The following is a 17370-nucleotide window of genomic DNA, read 5'->3' on the forward strand; positions in this document are numbered from 1 at the left end:
ATGGGGACATGGCGGAACCCGTGGAGGTGAGCGTGGAGGTGGCGGCGGCGCCGTCGACCCTCTACGCCATGGTGAGCGACGTGACCCGGATGCACGAGTGGAGCCCTGAGAACGTGGCCTGCACGTGGATGGGGGGAGCGACCGTGCCGGCTGTGGGGGCCCGGTTCAAGGGCAAGAACCAGCGCGGGAGCCGGCGCTGGTCGTCGGTGAACGAGGTGGTCCAGGCCGAGCCCGGCACCGCCTTCGCGTTCCGTACCAGCGCGGCAGGGATGAAGGTGTCGCTGTGGCGGTACACCCTCGCCGGCGACGAGGCGGCCGGCACCTGCACGGTCACCGAGTCCTGGACCGACGAGCGCGGCGCCCTGATCACCGTGCTCGGCCGACTCGCCACCGGCGTCGCCGACCGCGATGCCCACAACCGCGAGGGCATGGCCCAGACCCTCGCCGCGCTGAAGGCCGCCGCCGAGTCCGACTGACGCGCCGGACGAGGCCGGCTAGGGCCGGCAGTCGTCCTTGAGGTAGAGGCGGCGGTTCAGGGCGTAGGTGTCCTCGAGGCGGTAGCCGGCCTCGACGAGGCGCTCGTCGAGGCCCTCGAGGTCCTCGCGGAATCGGGGCGTCCAGAGCACGACGGCGCAGACCTCGGGGCGCTCGGCGTCGTCCATCACCGTGTCGGTGGTGATCCAGAGCGAGGGCCGGTCGGAGTCGGTGCGCAGCACGGAGGTGTCGACCAGCCAGTCGGGGGTGAGGTGGCCCGAGCGCCAGACCTGGCCGGGCTCGTCGCTGATGGCCAGGGCCCCATCGGGCAGCGCCCGCAGCTCGGCGACCACGTCGGCCTCGTCGCCGGTGTACCAGAGCGGGGTGATGGCACCCCACGCGAACACGAGCGACAGCGGGACCACGATCGCGGTGGTGATCCAGAGGGGCTTGCCGGCCGGCCGGTAGCGGGCGATCAACAGCGCGAGTGGGGGCGCCAGCTCGGACACGTGGGGGCGCCACATGGGGTGCTCGGCCACGAGCATGGCGAACATGGCCGCCGCCCAGAGGCCCAGGAGGAGGCCGGGCAGGGGAAGACGCCGCTCGCCCGCGGCAGGGGGGTGCTCGCCCTCGGGAGCGACGGCGACCGGCTCGCCCCGGCGCCGGCGCACCAGCACCGCCACCACGGTGACCGCGCCGAGGGCCAGCAGCAGCGGGTCCCGCGTGACGAGGGTGTCGAGCAGCTTCGTCAGGTTGGCCACCGGGTCGGAGCCGCCGGGGGAGTCGAGGTGGTACGTGACCGACTGGTCCCAGACGTCGGCGAAGCCCCAGGTGAGCGACGAGACGAGCCCGACGGCCACGGCGCTCCCCACGGCGACGACCCAGTGCCAGGGGCGCTTCCCGAACAGCAGGATGAGCCCGATCGGCACCGCCGCCGGCAACACGAGGGCCTTGACGCACAGGCCGGCGCCGAGGAGCACGCCCATGAGCACGGCACGGGCGGAGGTGGGGTCGCGCCGGTAGCGCAGGGCCACGAGCACCGCCGAGGCGGCGAAGGCCATGGCCGGGCCGTCGGCGGCGAGCGAGCCCGTCACGGCGAGGCTACTGCCGGTCACCGCGACGAGGCCGCCGGCCACCAGGGCGCCCAGCCGGTCGGACACCTCACGCGCGGCGAGGTAGACGACCGCCACGAGCACCACACCGGAGGCCAGCATCGTGAGGCGGGGCCCGTTGAGGGTGTGCAGGCCGACGAGGTCGCCGATCCACAGCAGAGGCAGGAAGAGGGGCCCCTGGCTCGAGAACACGTCACGGAACGGGATCCCCCCGTTGCGCATCGCCACGACCGAGGCCCCGAAGACGCCGTCATCGAAGGTGAGGTGGCGGGTGGCGAAGAACGACGGCAGGCGCAGCACCACGGCGATCGCCGCGAGCACGGCGATGTCCCGGCGGTGCTGGCGGCGCCCCTCGGCGGGCAGGCGGACGCTGGAGGTCGGGGCGGCGGTGGTCACGGCGGAGTCGGGGGAGCGGCGCGGCCTGGTGTCACGGGAAATGTCGGCGGGGTTCACCGGTCGGCGGCCCGGTCATGGTAGCTTCGCCAAGGCCTCTCCGAGTCGGCAGTGCCCGACCCACCAGAAGACGGTGCCGCCGCTCCCGGCGAGACCAGTCCGGGTGTTGGAGACCCTTTTCGGTGAGCGAGTCGGGAGGCAGCGAGTGACCAAGCACGTGTTCGTGACCGGTGGTGTGGCGAGCTCACTGGGCAAGGGGCTGACGGCGTCGTCGCTCGGCCGCCTGCTCAAGGCGAGGGGCCTGCGCGTCACCATGCAGAAGCTCGACCCCTACATCAACGTCGACCCCGGCACGATGAACCCCTTCGAGCACGGCGAGGTCTTCGTCACCGACGACGGCGGCGAGACCGACCTCGACCTCGGCCACTACGAGCGTTTCATCGACGAACCCCTCACCCGGGACTCCAACGCCACCACCGGCTCCATCTACTCGGCCGTGCTCGCCGCCGAGCGCCGCGGGGACTACCTCGGCAAGACCGTCCAGGTCATCCCCCACATCACCAACGAGATCAAGGGCCGCATCAGCCGCCTCGCCACCGACGACGTCGACGTGGTCATCACCGAGGTCGGCGGCACCGTCGGCGACATCGAGATCCTCCCGTTCCTCGAAGCGATCCGCCAGTTCCGTCTCGACATCGGACGCGACAACGTCTGCTACCTCCACGTCACGCTGGTGCCGTTCATCGGCCCCTCGGGCGAGCAGAAGACCAAGCCCACCCAGCACTCCGTCACCGAGCTGCGCAGCCGGGGCATCCAGCCCGACGCCATCGTGTGTCGCAGCGAGGCCGCCATCAGCGACGACCTCAAGCGCAAGATCTCCAACCTCTGCGACGTACCCGTCGAAGCCGTGGTCAACGCCGCCGACGCCCAGAGCCTCTACGAGATCCCGCTCGTGCTCCACGAGGAGGGCCTCGACCGGGTGGTCTGCGATCTCCTGCGCTTCGACGCGGCCGAGCCCGACCTCAGCGAGTGGACCGGCCTGGTGCACCGCATCGCCGCCATCGAGCGCTCGGTGCGCATCGGCATCGTGGGCAAGTACGTCAGCCTCCCCGACGCCTACCTCTCGGTGGTCGAGGCCCTCCATCACGGCGGCTTCCACCACGGCACCGACATCGAGCTCGACTGGATCCAGGCCGAGGACGTCGAAGGCCTCCTCGCCGACGGCCGTCTTCGTGAGCTCGACGGCATCGTGATCCCCGGCGGGTTCGGTGAGCGAGGCATCGAGGGCAAGATCGCCGCCGCCGGCTACGCCCGGGAGAACGACATCCCGTGCCTCGGCCTCTGCCTGGGCATGCAGGTGATGACCATCGAGTACGCCCGCAACGTGCTGGGCCTCGATCACGCCAACTCGAGCGAGTTCGACGCGGGCTCGCCCCACCGGGTGATCGATCTCATGGAGAGCCAGCGCGACGTCACCGAGAAGGGCGGCACCATGCGCCTCGGCGCGTACATCGCCGAGCTGGTCCCCGGCTCCCGGGTGGCGGCGGCGTACGGGAAGAACGTCGTGTCCGAGCGCCACCGCCACCGGTACGAGTTCAACCCGCGCTACCGCAGCCGCTTCGAGGGCAGCGGGTTCGTGTGCTCGGGCTCGTCCCCCGACGGCCGCCTGGTCGAGTTCATCGAGGTGCCCGAGCACCCGTTCTGGATCGGCACCCAGGCCCACCCCGAGTTCAAGAGCCGACCCGAGCGCCCGGCACCGCTGTTCCGCGAGTTCGTGGGCGCGGCCGTGGCGCGCGCCGAGGGGCGCAAGCCACATCTCTTCGACCTCGAGCCCGAGCGGAGCCCGCAGGTCCAGGCTGCCTCTTGACGCGAGCGAGGCGCCCGTGACCCCGTCCGACGAGGCCCCGTTCACCAAGGTCGCCGAGCGCGAGGTCTACCGCGGCAGCGTCATCTCGGTGGCAGTGGGCACCTTCGCCGCGCCCGACGGCACCACCTTCGACCGCGACCTGGTCCACCACCCGGGAGCGGTCTCGGTGGTCCCGGTCACCGACGACGGCCATGCCGTGCTCGTGCGCCAGTACCGGGCCGCCGTAGGCGAGCACCTCCTGGAGATCCCCGCGGGAAAGCGCGACGTCCCGGGGGAGCCTCCCGAAGCCACGGCCCATCGCGAGCTGGCCGAGGAGGTCGGCCTGGTGGCCGGCCGGCTCGAGCCGTTGGCCAGCTTCTACAACTCGGTGGGCTTCTGCGACGAGCTGTCCCACGTGTTCCTGGGCCTCGACCTGAGCGAGGTGCCGCGCGACACCCAGGGCGTCGAGGAGGCCCACATGACCATCGAGCGGGTGGCCCTCGCCGACGTGCCCGCCATGATCGCCGACGGCCGTCTGCTCGACGCCAAGACGGTGATCGGCCTCACCCTGGCGCGCGCCGCCCTGACCGCCGGCTGAGGCGACACGGGCAGGACCGACCTCAGGCGCGTGGTCGCCGGGGCCGATCCCCGGCCCGGGTGGATCAGGCCGGGGCGGTGGTGTCGGTGGTGGCGTTCTCGGCGGGGATGAAGCCCACGTTGGTCACCCGGTAGCCGTTGCTGGCGTTGCCGGTGATGAGCAGTGTGACCGTGCCGGCGGTGTCGCTGTAGTCGCACTCGATCGCGGCGGACACGGTCTCGGACCCCCGGCAGGGCAGCGACTGCACGTCCTGCGGGGTGGGGTAGGCGAACAGGGCATTGGCCACGTCGCTGCCGGCGACGGCCACGGCGAGGCCGATGTCGCCGGCCACCCAGGCGTCGATGAGGCGCTGGCCGGCCTGCTGGGCGGTCGCATCGGTGGCCGTCGTGGGCGCCTGGCCGGGCGCGACCGACTGCGGGGTGGTCGCCGTGGTGGGGGTGGTGGTGCTGGGCGCCGGCGCGGCCGTGGTGCTCGGGCCGGCGGTCGAGATGTCGGCGGTGTCGTCGCCCCCGTCGCTGGAGCACCCCGCGAGGGCGAGCGCGGTGAGGAGGAGAACAGCGGGGAGCAGTCGGCGGAGCGGCATCACCCGGATGGTAGAGGTGGCGCCGGTACCGTTCGCGTCATGGAGTCGGACGCCCCGGCGCCCGTCCCCCCGCCGCCCCTCGAGGTCGAGGAGTTCCTCACCTGGCTCGCGGTCGAGCGGGGGCGGTCGACCAACACGCTGGCGGCGTACCGTCGGGACCTCCGCGCCTACTGGGGGTGGCTCCACGCCCAGGGGGTAGGCCACCTCGACGAGGTGACCACCGAGGTGGTGCAGGACTACGTCGCCGAGCTCCGTGGGAGCGACCGTGCCGACGCGTCGGTGGCCCGGGCGCTGGTGGCGGTGCGCACGCTGCACCGCTTCCTGGCCGCCGAAGGACTCGCGGCCACGGACCCCGCCGCCGACGTCGACCCGCCGTCGGTCCCCGCCGGCCTTCCCAAGCCACTGAGCGAGGAGCAGGTGAACGCACTGCTCGCCACCGTCGAGGGCGACGGCCCGGCCGAGCGACGGGACCGCGTGATCCTCGAGGTGCTCTACGGCACCGGCCTGCGCATCTCCGAGCTGGTGGGGCTCTCACTCGGTGATCTCGACCTCGAGTCGTCGTTGCTGCGGGCCTTCGGCAAGGGTGCGAAGGAGCGCATCGTCCCCCTCGGTCGACCGGCGTCCGCCGCTCTCTCGGCCTGGTTGGCGCCGGGCGGTCGGGCGCTCTTCGTGCCGGAGAAGTGGGCCCGGCGCTCGGACGAGGAGGCCCTGTTGCTCAACCGTCGGGGCGGGCGGCTGAGCCGCCAATCCGCGTGGAACGTCGTGAAGGCCCACGGTGCGCTGGTCGGGCTTCCCGACCTCTCCCCGCACGTGCTGCGCCACTCGTGCGCCACCCACATGGTGGACCACGGGGCCGACATCCGGGCCGTCCAGGAACTCCTCGGCCACGCCTCCATCAGCACGACCCAGGTGTACACCCAGGTGTCCACCGAGCGGCTCTGGCAGGTGTACGACGCGGCCCACCCCCGGGCGCGCGTGGGGAACCCCCGCACCACCGGCGCCGAGGTTCGGTAGCCTTTGGCCGTGGTCGACGAGTCCGTGCTCCCAGAGATCCGCGCCGAGCTCGAGCGCGAGCGTGAGCACCTGCGCGGCCAGCTGGGCGAGCTGGTCCCCGGCACCGACACGAGCTTGTCGTACGACGAGAACTTCGCCGACTCCGGCCAGGTGGCCGCCGAGATGGGCGAGGCGCAGTCCCTGGCCGGCCCCCTGATCGGCCAGCTCGCCGACGTCGAGCTCGCCCTCGGCAAGCTCGACGACGGCACCTATGGCACGTGCGAGGAGTGCGGCAAGCCCATCGGCGACGCCCGTCTCGAGGCCATGCCCCACACCCGGTTCTGCATCGACCACGCGTAACGTTGGCTCCTCGTCCCTCGGAGCGCCTTCGGCATCCGGTTCGTCCGACGAGCAGCCTCGCTCCGCTCCGCCGCGTCACCGTGGTCGTCACGGCTCCTCGTCCCTCGGAGCGCCTTGGGCATCCGGTTCGTCCGACGAGCAGCCTCGCTCCGCTCCGCTGCGTCACCGTGGTCGTCACGGCTCCTCGGGTCTGATGGACCTCTGGCACAACGTCAAGCGGTTCTTCGGGTCGCTGCGGCCGGGGCCGCCGCCGCGTGAGGACCTGACCTGGGCCGAGGGCCACCTGCTCCCCGCCGAGGTCGATCTCTGGCGGCCCATGTCCAACCCCGACAAGCGCCACGCCCTCCGCGTGGCCCGCCGGGTCGAGGAGGCGCTGGGCGCCGACGCCCCCCGGCCGGTGATGGCCGCAGCGCTGCTGCACGACGTCGGCAAGGTGGACGCCCACCTGCGCACCTACGGGCGGGTCATCGCCACCGTGACCATCTGGCTGGCGGGCAAGAAGACGGTCGCCTCCTGGACCCAGACCCGGGGTCTGTGGCGCCGCCTCGGCCTGTACGCCGAGTACACGCGCCTGGGGTCGGAGGCCCTCGCGCTGGCGGGCAGCGACCCGCTGACGGTGGCCTGGGCCCTCGAGCACCACGATCCGCCCGAGGCGTGGACCATCCCACGCGAGCTCGGCGAGGTGCTCGCCGCCGCCGACGAGTGAACGGCGTCGGCGGGTGACCATCCTCGTCGACCAGGCCGTCTGGCCCTGGCGGGGCCGCCGGTGGGCACACCTGGTCAGCGACGAGAGCTACGACGAGCTCCACGCCTTCGCCGAGCGCCTCGGCATCCCTCGTCGGGCCTTCCAGGGCGACCACTACGACGTCCCCGCGGACGCCCGTGAGCGGGCCATCGAACTGGGTGCCGAGGCCGTCGATGCCCGGATCCTGGTGCGGCGCCTCAACGCCTCCGGTCTGCGGCGGGCCGCCCGTTCGCACCCGCAGCCGACGCTGGAGGTCGAGGTGGTCGACCCGGAGAGCGGGCCGGCCACGCACTGCCTCACCGCCTACTACCGGGAGCTGGACGAGCGCTTCGCCACGGGCTTCACCGTGGACGAGGCCCTGCCCCTCGACCCGGACGAGATGCGCCCGCCCCGGGGCCTCTTCCTGGTCGCGACCTACCAGGGCGACGCGGTCGGCTGTGGCGGTCTGAAGCTGGCCGGCGGCACCGCCGCGGAGCTGAAGCGCCTGTGGGTCGACCCAACCGCCCGCGGCTTCGGCGTGGGTCGGCGCCTCGTCGCCGCCCTGGAGGAGCACGCCGTCGCCCACGGCTACTGGAGGGTGCGCCTGGACACCAACCAGACCCTCACCGAGGCGATCGCGCTGTACCGCTCGACGGGCTACGAGGAGGTCGAAGCCTTCAACGACGAGCAGTACGCCCACCACTGGTTCGAGAAGCACCTCGGGGGCGGACCCTGAGCGACGGCGGCGCGCACGCCAACGCCGCGCGCCCGTTCCGGGCCTGGTAAGACGTGCCCATGGACATCGCCCGCCCCTCCCGTCCCACGGCCGCCCGCCGGCCGCTCGTCGCCCTCGTCGCGTTCGTCGGCCTGGTCGCCCTCCTCGGTGCCTGCGGCAGCGATGGCGACGACACCACGACCACCACCACCGCCGCTGGCATCTCCCACACCGAGGCGACCCCCGCCGAGCTCGAGCAGTGGCAGCAGGACCTGGACGACGTCGGCTGTTGGGCCGGACCGGTGGACGGCGAGCTCGGCCCGCAGACCGAGGCCGCCATCAAGGAGTTCCAGACCGCGAAGGGCCTCACCGTCGACGGCCTGCTCGGCCCCGTCACCGAATCGGCGCTGACCGAGGCCGTCGCCGCAGGCGAGACGGTCTGCTCCACGCCGGCGACCTCCGCGGCCCCCACCTCGACGACGGCCGCCCCCACCTCGACGACGGCCGCTCCCACGACCTCGACGACTGCCGCCACCCCGTAGGAGCCTGACCTGGCCCGCAGGGGTCCAGGGAGGGCGTCGCACGAGGGCGTCGCACCGGACGGTGCGCCGCACTCGGCGCGGGAGTTGTCGTGCAACCGGGGAGATACAGGCCGTACGCCTCTGTGTGAGGGTCGTCTCGATGTCGACATCACTCCATGGTCGACATTGCCCCACCGGGTGACATCGCACACCTCGGGGTCCCCGAGACCCTGATCCTCGACATCGTCCTGCGCAGGATGCTCCGCGACGGGCAGTCATCGACGACGCAGTTGGCCCTCGACGTCGCCGTCACGCCCTACGTGATGGAACAGGCGCTCGCGGAGCTGCGCAATCAGCGCCTCATCGAGGTGCTGCGTCTCGACGGCCGGAACATGCAGGTGGTGCTGACCGACCTCGGCCGCGAGCAAGCCATGGCCCGCGTGTCGCTGTGCCGATACACCGGCGCCGTCCCCGTCAGCCTGTCCGACTACGACTGCGTGGTGCGGGCGCAACAGGGGCGGCCCAACGTCCATCACGACACGATCCGGGCGTCGTTCACCGACCTCGTCATCAACGACGCCCTGCTCGACGAGCTGGGACCGGCCATCCGGTCGAAGGGTGCGATGTTCCTCTACGGACCGCCCGGGACGGGCAAGTCCTCCATCGCCGAGCGGCTGATCCGGGTGCACGGGGACCAGGTGCTCATCCCCCAGGCGGTCGAGGTGGACGGCCAGATCATCACCGTGTTCGACCCGGTCCTGCACAAGCCGACGGTGCAGCCCGATCGGATCGACCGGCGCTGGATCCTGTGCGAGCGTCCCAGCGTCATCGTCGGCGGTGAGCTGACCGCGTCGCAGCTGGACCTGACCTTCCAGTCGAACGCCGGCATCTACCTCGCGCCCCTGCAGATGCAGGCCAACAACGGGATCCTGGTGATCGACGACTTCGGACGACAGTCCGTGTCGCCCGAGCAGCTCCTGAACCGATGGATCGTGCCCCTCGACCGGGGCATCGACTACCTCACGCTGGACTACGGCGTGAAGTTCGAGATCCCCTGCCTGACCAAGATCGTGTTCTCGACGAACATGGAGCCGGCCCACCTGGCCGACGAGGCGTTCTTCCGGCGCATCCGCTCGAAGATCCTCATCCCCGCCATGGACGATGCGCAGTTCGACGAGGTGCTGGTGAAGGTCGCCGCGCACACCGGGGTGATGCTGGCGCCGGGCGCCTCCGAGCGCCTTCGCCAGGCCAGTCGCCAGCATGGTGACGGTGACGTCCGTCCGTACCTGCCGGCAGCGGTCTGCGAGCTCGTGGTCTCGATCAGCGAGTACGAGGGGGTCGGTCCGGTGCTCGACGTCGCGATGGTGGATCGGGTCGTCACGATCTTCTTCACCCAGGACAGGGCCATGGCGTCTGACTAGGTTCAGGGTCGCGTTCGAGTCGCGCTGCGTCAGCGGGGGAGCAGGCCGATGTTGCGCTTGGCGCGGTCGAGCACGACCGAGGACACCGCCTGGGCCTTTCCGGCGCCCTTGGCCAGGATCTCGACCATGGCATCGGGATCGGCCTCGAGCTCGCGGTAGCGCTCCTGGATGGGGCGCAGCAGCTCGACCACGGCCTCGGCGCAGTCGGCCTTGAGGGGCCCGTATTGTTCGTAGCCCTCGGCCACCTCGGCGGCGGTGCGACCGGTGGCCGCGCCCAGGATCGAGAGCAGGTTGGACACGCCGGGCTTGGCGGCCACGTCGTAGCGGACCTCGTTGTCGGTGTCGGTGACCGCGCGCTTGATCTTCTTGGTGATGGCGGCGGGGTCGTCGAGGACGTAGATGGTGCCGGCCGAGCTGTCGGCCGACTTCGACATCTTGTTGGTGGGCTCCTGGAGGTCCATGACCCGGGCGCCGGCGGGCGGCACCACGGCTTCGGGCACCACGAAGGTCTCGCCGTAGTGGTGGTTGAAGCGCAAGGCGATGTCGCGGGCCAGCTCGATGTGCTGGCGCTGGTCCTCGCCCACGGGGACGCGATCGGTGTCGTAGAGCAGGATGTCGGCGGCCTGGAGCGCCGGATAGGTGAGCAGCGCGGTCGAGGTGAAGTCCGCCTTCTCGGACTTGTCCTTGAACTGGACCATGCGCCGCATCTCGCCGAACGAGGCGGTGCACTCCATCAGCCAGGCGCCCTCGGCGTGCTCGTGGACGTGGCTCTGCACGAACAGCGTGCACCGGTCGGGGTCGAGGCCGACGGCCACGAGGAGGCGGGCCAGGGCCAGGGTGGCGGTGCGCAGCTCGGCGGCGTCGTGGGGGAGCGTGATGGCGTGAAGGTCGACGACGCAGAACACGCAGTCGTCCTCGTCCTGGGCCCGCACCCACTGCACCAACGCCCCCAGGAGGTTGCCGAGGTGGACGTCACCCGTGGGTTGGATGCCGGAGAAGACGCGGGCCATGGGGAGCGAGGATACGCACCCGCCGCCGCCCGTCCGGCGCCCTTTGCGAGATGCACGGACGCCCCCGCCGCGACCTCTAGAGTCGGAGCACCGTGACCTCCACCACCACCGGCGCGCCACCCGACGCCACCACCGCCGACCGCACCGGGGCCTACGAGGTCCACACCCCCGTGTACGAGGGCCCCTTCGACCTGCTGTTGCACCTGATCCTGCGCGACCAGGTCGACCTCTACGAGATCACCCTCACCGAGATCGTGGACGCCTACATCGCCGAGCTCGAGCGCATGGAGACCCTCGACCTGGACGTGGCCACCGAGTTCCTCCTGATCGCCGCCACCCTCGTCGAGCTGAAGTCCCGGCGCCTGCTGCCGGGCGACGACGAGCTCGACCTCGACGACGAGCTGGCCCTCTGGGAGGAGCGCGACCTGCTCCTCGCCCGCCTGCTCGAGTGCAAGACCTTCAAGGACGCCTCGGTGGTCCTGGCCCGCTTCGCCTCCGAGGCCGGGCGCTCGTGGCCCCGCACGGCCGGCCTGGAGGAGCGCTTCTTGTCGGTGGCGCCGGACCTGCTGGCCGGCGTGACCCCCGAGAAGCTCCGCGACGCCTGCCTGTCGGCCCTGACGCCCAAGCCGCAGCCCCGCATCGACCTCGAGCACGTGGCCCCCATCCGCATGAGCGTGGCCGAGGCGGTCGAGGAGCTGATGGACGAGCTGCCGTCGATGGGGCGCATCACCTTCCGCACCCTCACCCAGTCCTTCGTGGACCGCGTCGAGGTGATCGTGCGCTTCCTGGCCCTCCTCGAGATGTTCAAGCAGGGCTGGGTCGACCTCGAGCAGGCCGGCAACTTCGGCGAGCTCCACATCGCGTGGATCGGCATCACCGGCGAGGACGAGCCCGGCGGCGTCACCGCCCGCCTCGCCGCCATCGACTCCTACGAGGGCTGACCGTGGCCACCGAAGCGGTCCGGGCCATCGAGGCCATCCTCATGGTGGCCGACCGTCCCGTCGAGCCCCACCTGCTGGCGCAGCTCCTCGAGGTCTCACCCGACCGGGTGGACGAGCTGTGCGCCGAGCTGGCCGAGGTCTACGAGGCCGAGGAGCGGGGTTTCGCCCTCGTGAAGGTGGCCGGGGGCTACCGCTACCAGAGCCATCCCGACCTCGCGCCCTACGTCGAGCGCTTCGTGCTCGAGGGCCAGTCGTCCCGGCTGTCGGCGGCGGCGCTGGAGACCCTCGCCATCGTCGCCTACAAGCAGCCCATCTCGCGCGCTCAGGTGTCGGCCATCCGTGGCGTCGACGTGGACGGGGTCATGCGCACGCTGCAACAGCGCGGCTACATCGACGAGATCGCCCGCGACGCGGGCCCCGGCCAGGCCGTGCTGTTCGGGACCACCGAGGCGTTCCTCGAGAAGATGGGCCTCTACTCCCTCGACGACCTGCCCGCCCTCGGCGAGTTCGTGCCCGACGCCAGGGTGGTCGAGGCGCTCGAGGCGGGCCTGCGCCCCGACCCGCTGCCCGAGGTGGCCGAGGCCCAGGCCGCCGTGGACCCCACCCTGGCCCCCTCGACGTCTGCATCGACTCCCACCGACGTGGCGCCGGACGAGCCCGCGGTCACCGACGCGGCGGCCACCGGCGAGCTCGGCACCGAGGCGCCACTCGGCTCAGCGGCTCCGCCGGCGCCGGCCGACGACGCCGGCCGGGTCGATCCCGGGGCAGGCCCCCGTGCCGACGGCTGAGGACGCCCCGAACCGCGAGCGTCTCCAGAAGGCCCTGGCCCGGGCCGGACTGGGCAGCCGCCGCCTGTGCGAGGAGCTCATCGCCGACGAACGCGTCACCGTCAACGGTGTCGTGGCCACCCTGGGCGACCGGGTCGACCCCGACCACGACGAGGTCACCGTCGATGGCGTGATCGTGGGCGTGCGCCCCGGCCTCGTGCACTACGTGCTCAACAAGCCCGCCGGCGTCGTCACCACCGCCGACGACCCCCAGGGCCGCCCCACCGTGATCGAGCTCGTGCCGAGCGAGCCCCGGGTTCACCCCGTGGGCCGCCTCGACCTCGACACCGAGGGCCTGCTGCTGCTCACGAACGAGGGCGAGCTCACCCACCGCCTCACCCACCCGTCGTTCGGGGTGGACAAGGAGTACCTCGCCGAGGTGGCGGGCGTCCCGAGCAGGGGGGCACTGCGCCGCCTGCGCGAGGGGGTCGACCTCGACGACGGACGGACCGCGCCGGCGCGGGTCTCGCTGCTCAGCGACCACGTGGTGCGCATCACCATCCACGAGGGCCGCAACCGCCAGGTGCGGCGCATGTGCGAGGCCGTGGGCCACCCGGTCACCCGCCTCGTGCGAACCCGCATCGGGCCCCTCACGGACCGGACGCTGGCGCCGGGCGAGTGGCGCGAGCTGACGGGCGGCGAGGTGCAGGAGCTGCGCCTCGCCGCGACCGAGCACGACGACGGCGCCCAGAAGGATCCCGGCTCCGGCACGGGCCACCGGTAGGCTGCCGGGCCGTGTCTCCCGTCCGAGCCCTCCGCGGCGCCACCACCATCGACGAGGACACGCGCGACCACCTGCACGATCGCGTCATCGCCCTCCTCGAGGCCATGTTCGAGCGCAACGGCCTCGACCACGACCAGCTCGTGTCGGTGATCTTCACCGCGACGGCAGACATCCACTCGGCCTTCCCCGCCGAGGCGGCCCGGAAGTTCGGCCTGGGCGACGTGCCGCTCCTTTGCGCGCAGGAGCTGAGCATCGACGGGGGCACCCCGTACTGCGTCCGGGTCCTCATGCACCTCGAGACCGACACCTCGCGGAGCGAGCTGCACCACGTGTACCTCGAAGGTGCGCGCGGCCTCCGCGACGACCTCCCCGACTGAGCACCGTGCCTGGACGCGCCGCCCTCGTCGGCACGGGTCTCATCGGCGGCTCCATCGGCCTCGCCCTGCGCCGCCAGGGCTGGCACGTGAGCGGTGTCGACCGTGACGAGGCCAGGGCGGCCCGCGCCGTCGAGCTGGGGGCGCTCGACGCGGTCGGCCGGGACCCCGGCGCCGACCTCACCTTCGTGGCCACCCCCGTCGGGGCCGTGCCCGACCTCGCCCGGGCCGTGCTCGACGGCAGCACCGGCGTGGTCACCGACGTCGGCAGCGTGAAGGGCCCCATCGTGCGGGCCGTGGCCGACCCCCGCTTCGTGGGCGGCCACCCGATGGCCGGCTCCGAGCAGGAGGGGGTCGAGGGAGCCCGCGCCGATCTCTTCGAAGGGGCGGTCTGGGTGCTCACGCCAGACGACGCCACCAGCGAGACCGCCTACACCACGGTCCGCTCGGCGGTGTCGAGCTTCGGGGCCGAGGTGGTGGCCATCCCCCCCGACCGCCATGACGCCCTGGTGGCGGTGGTGTCCCACGTGCCGCACCTGACCGCGGCCACGCTCATGACCCTCGCCGACGCCCGCTCGGCCGACCACCGCGCCCTGCTGCGCTTGGCCGCCGGTGGCTTCCGGGACATGACCCGGGTCGCGGCCGGTCACCCCGGCATCTGGCCCGACATCTGCGCCGAGAACCGCGACGCCATCGTCGAGACCCTCGACCGGCTCATCGGCGCCCTCGGCGAAACCCGTGACATCGTCGCCGCCGGCGACCGGGAGGCGCTGTTGCGTCGCCTCGAGTCGGCGCGTGCGTCCCGGGCCAACCTGCCCGTGCGCTACGCGCGCCCCGACGAGCTCACCGAGCTGCGGGTGCTGGTGGCCGACCGCCCGGGCTCGCTGGCCGAGGTCACCACCCTGGCCACCGAGCTCGACATCAACATCGCCGACCTCGAGCTCGCCCACTCGGCCGAGGGCGACAAGGGCGTGATGCTCCTGCTCGTCGAGTCGGCCGAGGCTGGGCGCCTGGCCGGTGCCCTGCAGGAACGGGGCTACACGGTGGTCGAACGCCCGCTGGAGCAGCCGTGAGCCGTCTCACCGTGGCCGGGCCGGCGCCGCTGCGGGGCCGGGTCCGGGTGCCGGGCGACAAGTCCATCTCGCACCGGGCCCTCCTGCTGGCGGCGCTGGCCGACGGCACGTCGAGCATCCGGGGGCTGTCCGCCGGCGAGGACGTTGCCCACACCCGGGCCGCGGTGGCCGCCCTCGGCGCCGACGTCGTGGTCGGCGGCGACGGGTCCGTGGCGGTCACGGGCGGGGCGCTGCGGCCGCCCGAGGGCGTGGTCGACGTGGGCAACTCCGGGACGGGCCTGCGCCTGCTCATGGGCGTGTGCGCCGGCCTCGACGGCACCACCCGCTTCGACGGGGACGCATCGATCCGGCGCCGACCCATGGACCGGGTGGCGGTGCCGCTACGCCAAATGGGCGCCACCGTGGCCGGCGAGGGCGACACCTGTCGGGCGCCCCTGGCGGTCACCGGTGGCGCGCTGCACGGCATCGACTACCCGCTGCCGGTGGCCAGCGCCCAGGTGAAGGGGGCCGTCCTTCTGGCCGGCCTCGCCGCCGAGGGCGAGACCGTGGTGCGCGAGGAACTGGTCACCCGGGCCCACACCGAGGAGATGCTCGACGCCTTCGGCGCCGACGTCGTGGTGGACGCCGAGGCGGGCTCGGTCCGGGTCCGCCCGGGGCGGCTCACGGCGACGGATGTCGACGTGCCCGGCGACCCGTCCCAAGCGGCCTTCTGGCTGGTCGCGGCCAGCATCGTCCCGGGCAGCGACGTCACCGTCGAGGGCATCTACCTCGGCCCCGCCCGCAACGGCTTCCTCGCCGTGCTCGAGCGCATGGGAGCCGACCTGGAGGTCGACCACGCCACCGGCGACGTGCGCGCCCGCCACGCCCCGCTCCGGGGCACCGACGTGGCTCCCGACGAGATCCCCGGGCTGGTCGACGAGGTGCCGGTGCTCGCCGTCGCCGCCGCGCACGCCGAGGGCCCCACCCGGTTCCTCGGGGCCGGCGAACTGCGGGTGAAGGAGTCCGACCGCATCGCCACCGTCGCCTCCGAGCTGGGGGCGCTGGGCGCCCGGGTCGAGCCGCTGCCCGACTCGCTCGTGATCGTCGGGGGCGGGGCCCTGCACGCCGGAGTGGTCGACGCCCACGGGGACCACCGCATCGCCATGGCCGGGGCGATCGCCGCGCTCGCCACCGAGGGCGCCACCGCCATCGACGGCTGGGACGTCGTGGCCACCAGCTACCCGGGGTTCGAGCGCGATCTCGAATCGCTGACAAGATCATGAACGCAGGGGTCGGGCCCACACGGGCCGGCGGAGAAGGAGCAACATCGTGCAGGTGATCGCGATCGACGGCCCCGCAGGGTCGGGCAAGTCCACCGTGGGACGGGCGCTGGCCGAGCGCCTCGGCCTCCAGTACCTCGACACCGGCGCCATGTACCGCGGGGTCGCCTTCGCCGCCCTGCGCCGGGGGATCGATCCCGCCGACGCCGAGCCGGTCGCCCACCTGATGGGGCACCTCGAGCTCGAAGTGGGCGACCGCTCGCTGATGGTCGACGGGGTGGACGCCAGCATCGAGATCCGCGGCCCCGAGGTCACCCGGGCGGTCAGCACCGTGGCCGCCAACCCCGCGGTCCGGGCCGAGCTGCGCAGCCGCCAGCGGGAGTGGGCCGAGCGGCACGGTGGCGGGGTGATCGAGGGTCGTGACATCGGCACGGTGGTGTTCCCCGACGCCGACCTGAAGGTGTATCTGACCGCCTCTCCCGAGGTTCGAGCGGCCCGACGCTCCAAGGAGGTCGCCGACCTCGACTACGAGACCGTGGCCCGCGACATCGCCCGCCGCGACGCCCTCGACCAGGGCCGCGAGGACAGCCCCCTCCAGGAGGCCGAGGGCTCGGTGCTGGTCGACACGAGTGACCGCTCGGTGGACGAGATCGTGGACGACCTGCTCCGACTGCTCGAGGAGGCCACCGGGAGCGGGGGAGCGGTCTCGTGAGCGGCAAGTACGGCGCCCACCGCCACAGCGCCCCGCCCACCCGCGCGGCGCTGGCGCTGTACGCGTTCGTGCGCGCCGTGCTCGCCGGGTTCTCCCATCTCTTCTGGCGCCTGAAGGTGTACGGCCGCGAGAACGTCCCCGAGACGGGGTCGTTCATCCTCGCCCCCATCCACCGCTCGAACATCGACACGGTCGTGGTCTGCACCTGCACCCGCCGGCGCATGCGCTACATGGGCAAGGACACGATGTGGAAGTACCGCTGGTCGGCCTGGTTCTTCTCGGCCATGGGGGGCATCCCCGTGCGCCGCGACGTGGCCGACCGGGAAGCCATGCGGATGTCGCTCGAGATCGCCGGCGGCACCGAGCCCATCGTGATGTTCCCCGAGGGCACGCGGCGCACCGGCCCGGTGCTGTTGCCCGAGGACATGCACGACGGGCCCGCCTACGTGGCCTGCAAGGCCGGGATCCCCATCGTGCCCGTCGGCATCGGGGGCTCCGAGGACGCCATGCCCAAGGGCTCGAAGGGCATCCGACCGGTGAAGCTGTCCATCGACATCGGCACCCCGATCTACCCGCCGGCGTCGGTGAACGGGCGGGTGTCGCGCAAGGCCGTGCGCGACCTCACCGAGCAGCTGCGCCAGGAGATCCAGGTGCTGTTCGACCGCTCACAGGAGCGGGTCGGCAAACCCAACGAGCACACGTAGGCTCAG

At 72.5% G+C, this 17370-nt stretch carries 20 protein-coding genes; 17 read left to right on the forward strand and 3 right to left on the reverse strand.

Annotated features, from left to right (window positions below):
* The first annotated feature begins 8 nt into the window (after nt 1–8).
* A complete protein-coding gene (locus JNK12_24605) occupies nt 9–476 on the forward strand; it encodes an SRPBCC family protein (GenBank protein MBL8779128.1) in 468 nt (155 codons plus the stop codon).
* 18 nt (nt 477–494) lie between these two features.
* Here JNK12_24605 and JNK12_24610 read toward each other — a convergent pair whose 3' ends face one another.
* On the reverse strand, nt 495–1982 hold the full coding sequence (locus tag JNK12_24610) for a glycosyltransferase family 39 protein (protein ID MBL8779129.1): 1488 nt from the start codon (nt 1980–1982) through the stop codon (nt 495–497).
* 202 nt (nt 1983–2184) lie between these two features.
* On the opposite strand from JNK12_24610, the gene JNK12_24615 reads away from it, so the two are divergent.
* Both JNK12_24615 and JNK12_24620 read left to right on the forward strand, forming a co-directional pair.
* Nucleotides 2185–3846, forward strand: a complete 1662-nt coding sequence (locus JNK12_24615) for a CTP synthase (protein ID MBL8779130.1) — start codon at nt 2185–2187, stop codon at nt 3844–3846.
* Nucleotides 3847–3862: 16 nt separating this feature from the next.
* Nucleotides 3863–4423: an NUDIX hydrolase gene (locus JNK12_24620; GenBank protein ID MBL8779131.1), complete on the forward strand. Its 561-nt coding sequence runs from the start codon at nt 3863–3865 to the stop codon at nt 4421–4423.
* 64 nt (nt 4424–4487) lie between these two features.
* Here JNK12_24620 and JNK12_24625 read toward each other — a convergent pair whose 3' ends face one another.
* On the reverse strand, nt 4488–5006 hold the full coding sequence (locus tag JNK12_24625) for a hypothetical protein (protein MBL8779132.1): 519 nt from the start codon (nt 5004–5006) through the stop codon (nt 4488–4490).
* Nucleotides 5007–5045: 39 nt separating this feature from the next.
* Here JNK12_24625 and JNK12_24630 point away from each other — a divergent pair, with 39 nt between their 5' ends.
* The 6 genes from JNK12_24630 (at nt 5046) to JNK12_24655 (ending at nt 9740) form a co-directional block, all read left to right on the forward strand.
* Nucleotides 5046–6020, forward strand: a complete 975-nt coding sequence (locus tag JNK12_24630; GenBank protein ID MBL8779133.1) for a tyrosine recombinase XerD — start codon at nt 5046–5048, stop codon at nt 6018–6020.
* Between the two features lie 9 nt (nt 6021–6029).
* Nucleotides 6030–6359 carry a TraR/DksA C4-type zinc finger protein gene (locus JNK12_24635; protein ID MBL8779134.1) on the forward strand — a complete coding sequence of 110 codons (330 nt, stop codon included), beginning with the start codon at nt 6030–6032 and terminating at the stop codon, nt 6357–6359.
* Nucleotides 6360–6552: 193 nt separating this feature from the next.
* On the forward strand, nt 6553–7065 hold the full coding sequence (locus JNK12_24640) for a hypothetical protein (protein MBL8779135.1): 513 nt from the start codon (nt 6553–6555) through the stop codon (nt 7063–7065).
* A 13-nt stretch (nt 7066–7078) separates the two neighbouring features.
* Entirely contained in the window at nt 7079–7819 is a 741-nt protein-coding gene (locus JNK12_24645; protein ID MBL8779136.1) for a GNAT family N-acetyltransferase, read from the forward strand.
* 59 nt (nt 7820–7878) lie between these two features.
* Nucleotides 7879–8340, forward strand: a complete 462-nt coding sequence (locus tag JNK12_24650; GenBank protein MBL8779137.1) for a peptidoglycan-binding protein — start codon at nt 7879–7881, stop codon at nt 8338–8340.
* Nucleotides 8341–8495: 155 nt separating this feature from the next.
* Nucleotides 8496–9740, forward strand: coding sequence for a hypothetical protein (locus JNK12_24655; GenBank protein ID MBL8779138.1), 1245 nt, complete (start codon nt 8496–8498; stop codon nt 9738–9740).
* 29 nt (nt 9741–9769) lie between these two features.
* Here JNK12_24655 and trpS read toward each other — a convergent pair whose 3' ends face one another.
* Complete coding sequence (gene trpS, locus JNK12_24660; GenBank protein MBL8779139.1) at nt 9770–10750, reverse strand: tryptophan--tRNA ligase; 981 nt, start codon at nt 10748–10750, stop codon at nt 9770–9772.
* Nucleotides 10751–10842: 92 nt separating this feature from the next.
* Between trpS and JNK12_24665 the strand changes: the two genes are divergently transcribed.
* The 8 genes from JNK12_24665 to JNK12_24700 are packed head-to-tail and all read left to right on the forward strand — an operon-like array spanning nt 10843 to nt 17364.
* Complete coding sequence (locus JNK12_24665) at nt 10843–11691, forward strand: segregation/condensation protein A (GenBank protein MBL8779140.1); 849 nt, start codon at nt 10843–10845, stop codon at nt 11689–11691.
* 41 nt (nt 11692–11732) lie between these two features.
* Nucleotides 11733–12479 (forward strand): SMC-Scp complex subunit ScpB, encoded by a 747-nt coding sequence (gene scpB / locus JNK12_24670; protein ID MBL8779141.1) that lies wholly within the window; start codon nt 11733–11735, stop codon nt 12477–12479.
* Nucleotides 12466–13242, forward strand: coding sequence for an rRNA pseudouridine synthase (locus JNK12_24675; protein MBL8779142.1), 777 nt, complete (start codon nt 12466–12468; stop codon nt 13240–13242). Before scpB ends, JNK12_24675 begins: the two co-directional genes overlap by 14 nt.
* Nucleotides 13243–13253: 11 nt before the next feature.
* The gene (gene aroH, locus JNK12_24680; GenBank protein MBL8779143.1) at nt 13254–13619 is read left to right on the forward strand and encodes a chorismate mutase; all 366 of its coding nucleotides are present in this window, start codon (nt 13254–13256) and stop codon (nt 13617–13619) included.
* A 5-nt stretch (nt 13620–13624) separates the two neighbouring features.
* Nucleotides 13625–14689, forward strand: coding sequence for a prephenate dehydrogenase (locus tag JNK12_24685; GenBank protein MBL8779144.1), 1065 nt, complete (start codon nt 13625–13627; stop codon nt 14687–14689).
* Nucleotides 14686–15951, forward strand: a complete 1266-nt coding sequence (gene aroA / locus JNK12_24690; protein ID MBL8779145.1) for a 3-phosphoshikimate 1-carboxyvinyltransferase — start codon at nt 14686–14688, stop codon at nt 15949–15951. Before JNK12_24685 ends, aroA begins: the two co-directional genes overlap by 4 nt.
* 43 nt (nt 15952–15994) lie before the next feature.
* Complete coding sequence (locus JNK12_24695) at nt 15995–16660, forward strand: (d)CMP kinase (GenBank protein MBL8779146.1); 666 nt, start codon at nt 15995–15997, stop codon at nt 16658–16660.
* Entirely contained in the window at nt 16657–17364 is a 708-nt protein-coding gene (locus tag JNK12_24700; GenBank protein MBL8779147.1) for a 1-acyl-sn-glycerol-3-phosphate acyltransferase, read from the forward strand. The genes JNK12_24695 and JNK12_24700 overlap by 4 nt, the downstream gene beginning before the upstream one ends.
* The last annotated feature ends 6 nt before the right edge of the window (nt 17365–17370 follow it).

The organism is Acidimicrobiales bacterium (assembly GCA_016794585.1).
Classification (GTDB): domain Bacteria; phylum Actinomycetota; class Acidimicrobiia; order Acidimicrobiales; family DATDAH01; genus JAEUJM01.

Coding starts and splice junctions, on each gene's coding strand:
- JNK12_24605 (MBL8779128.1), top strand. CDS start 9: ATGGCGGAACCCGTGGAGGTGAGCGTGGAGGTGGCGGCGGCGCCGTCG.
- JNK12_24625 (MBL8779132.1), bottom strand. CDS start 5,006: ATGCCGCTCCGCCGACTGCTCCCCGCTGTTCTCCTCCTCACCGCGCTC.
- JNK12_24630 (MBL8779133.1), top strand. CDS start 5,046: ATGGAGTCGGACGCCCCGGCGCCCGTCCCCCCGCCGCCCCTCGAGGTC.
- JNK12_24640 (MBL8779135.1), top strand. CDS start 6,553: ATGGACCTCTGGCACAACGTCAAGCGGTTCTTCGGGTCGCTGCGGCCG.
- JNK12_24650 (MBL8779137.1), top strand. CDS start 7,879: ATGGACATCGCCCGCCCCTCCCGTCCCACGGCCGCCCGCCGGCCGCTC.
- JNK12_24655 (MBL8779138.1), top strand. CDS start 8,496: ATGGTCGACATTGCCCCACCGGGTGACATCGCACACCTCGGGGTCCCC.
- trpS (MBL8779139.1), bottom strand. CDS start 10,750: ATGGCCCGCGTCTTCTCCGGCATCCAACCCACGGGTGACGTCCACCTC.
- scpB (MBL8779141.1), top strand. CDS start 11,733: ATGGTGGCCGACCGTCCCGTCGAGCCCCACCTGCTGGCGCAGCTCCTC.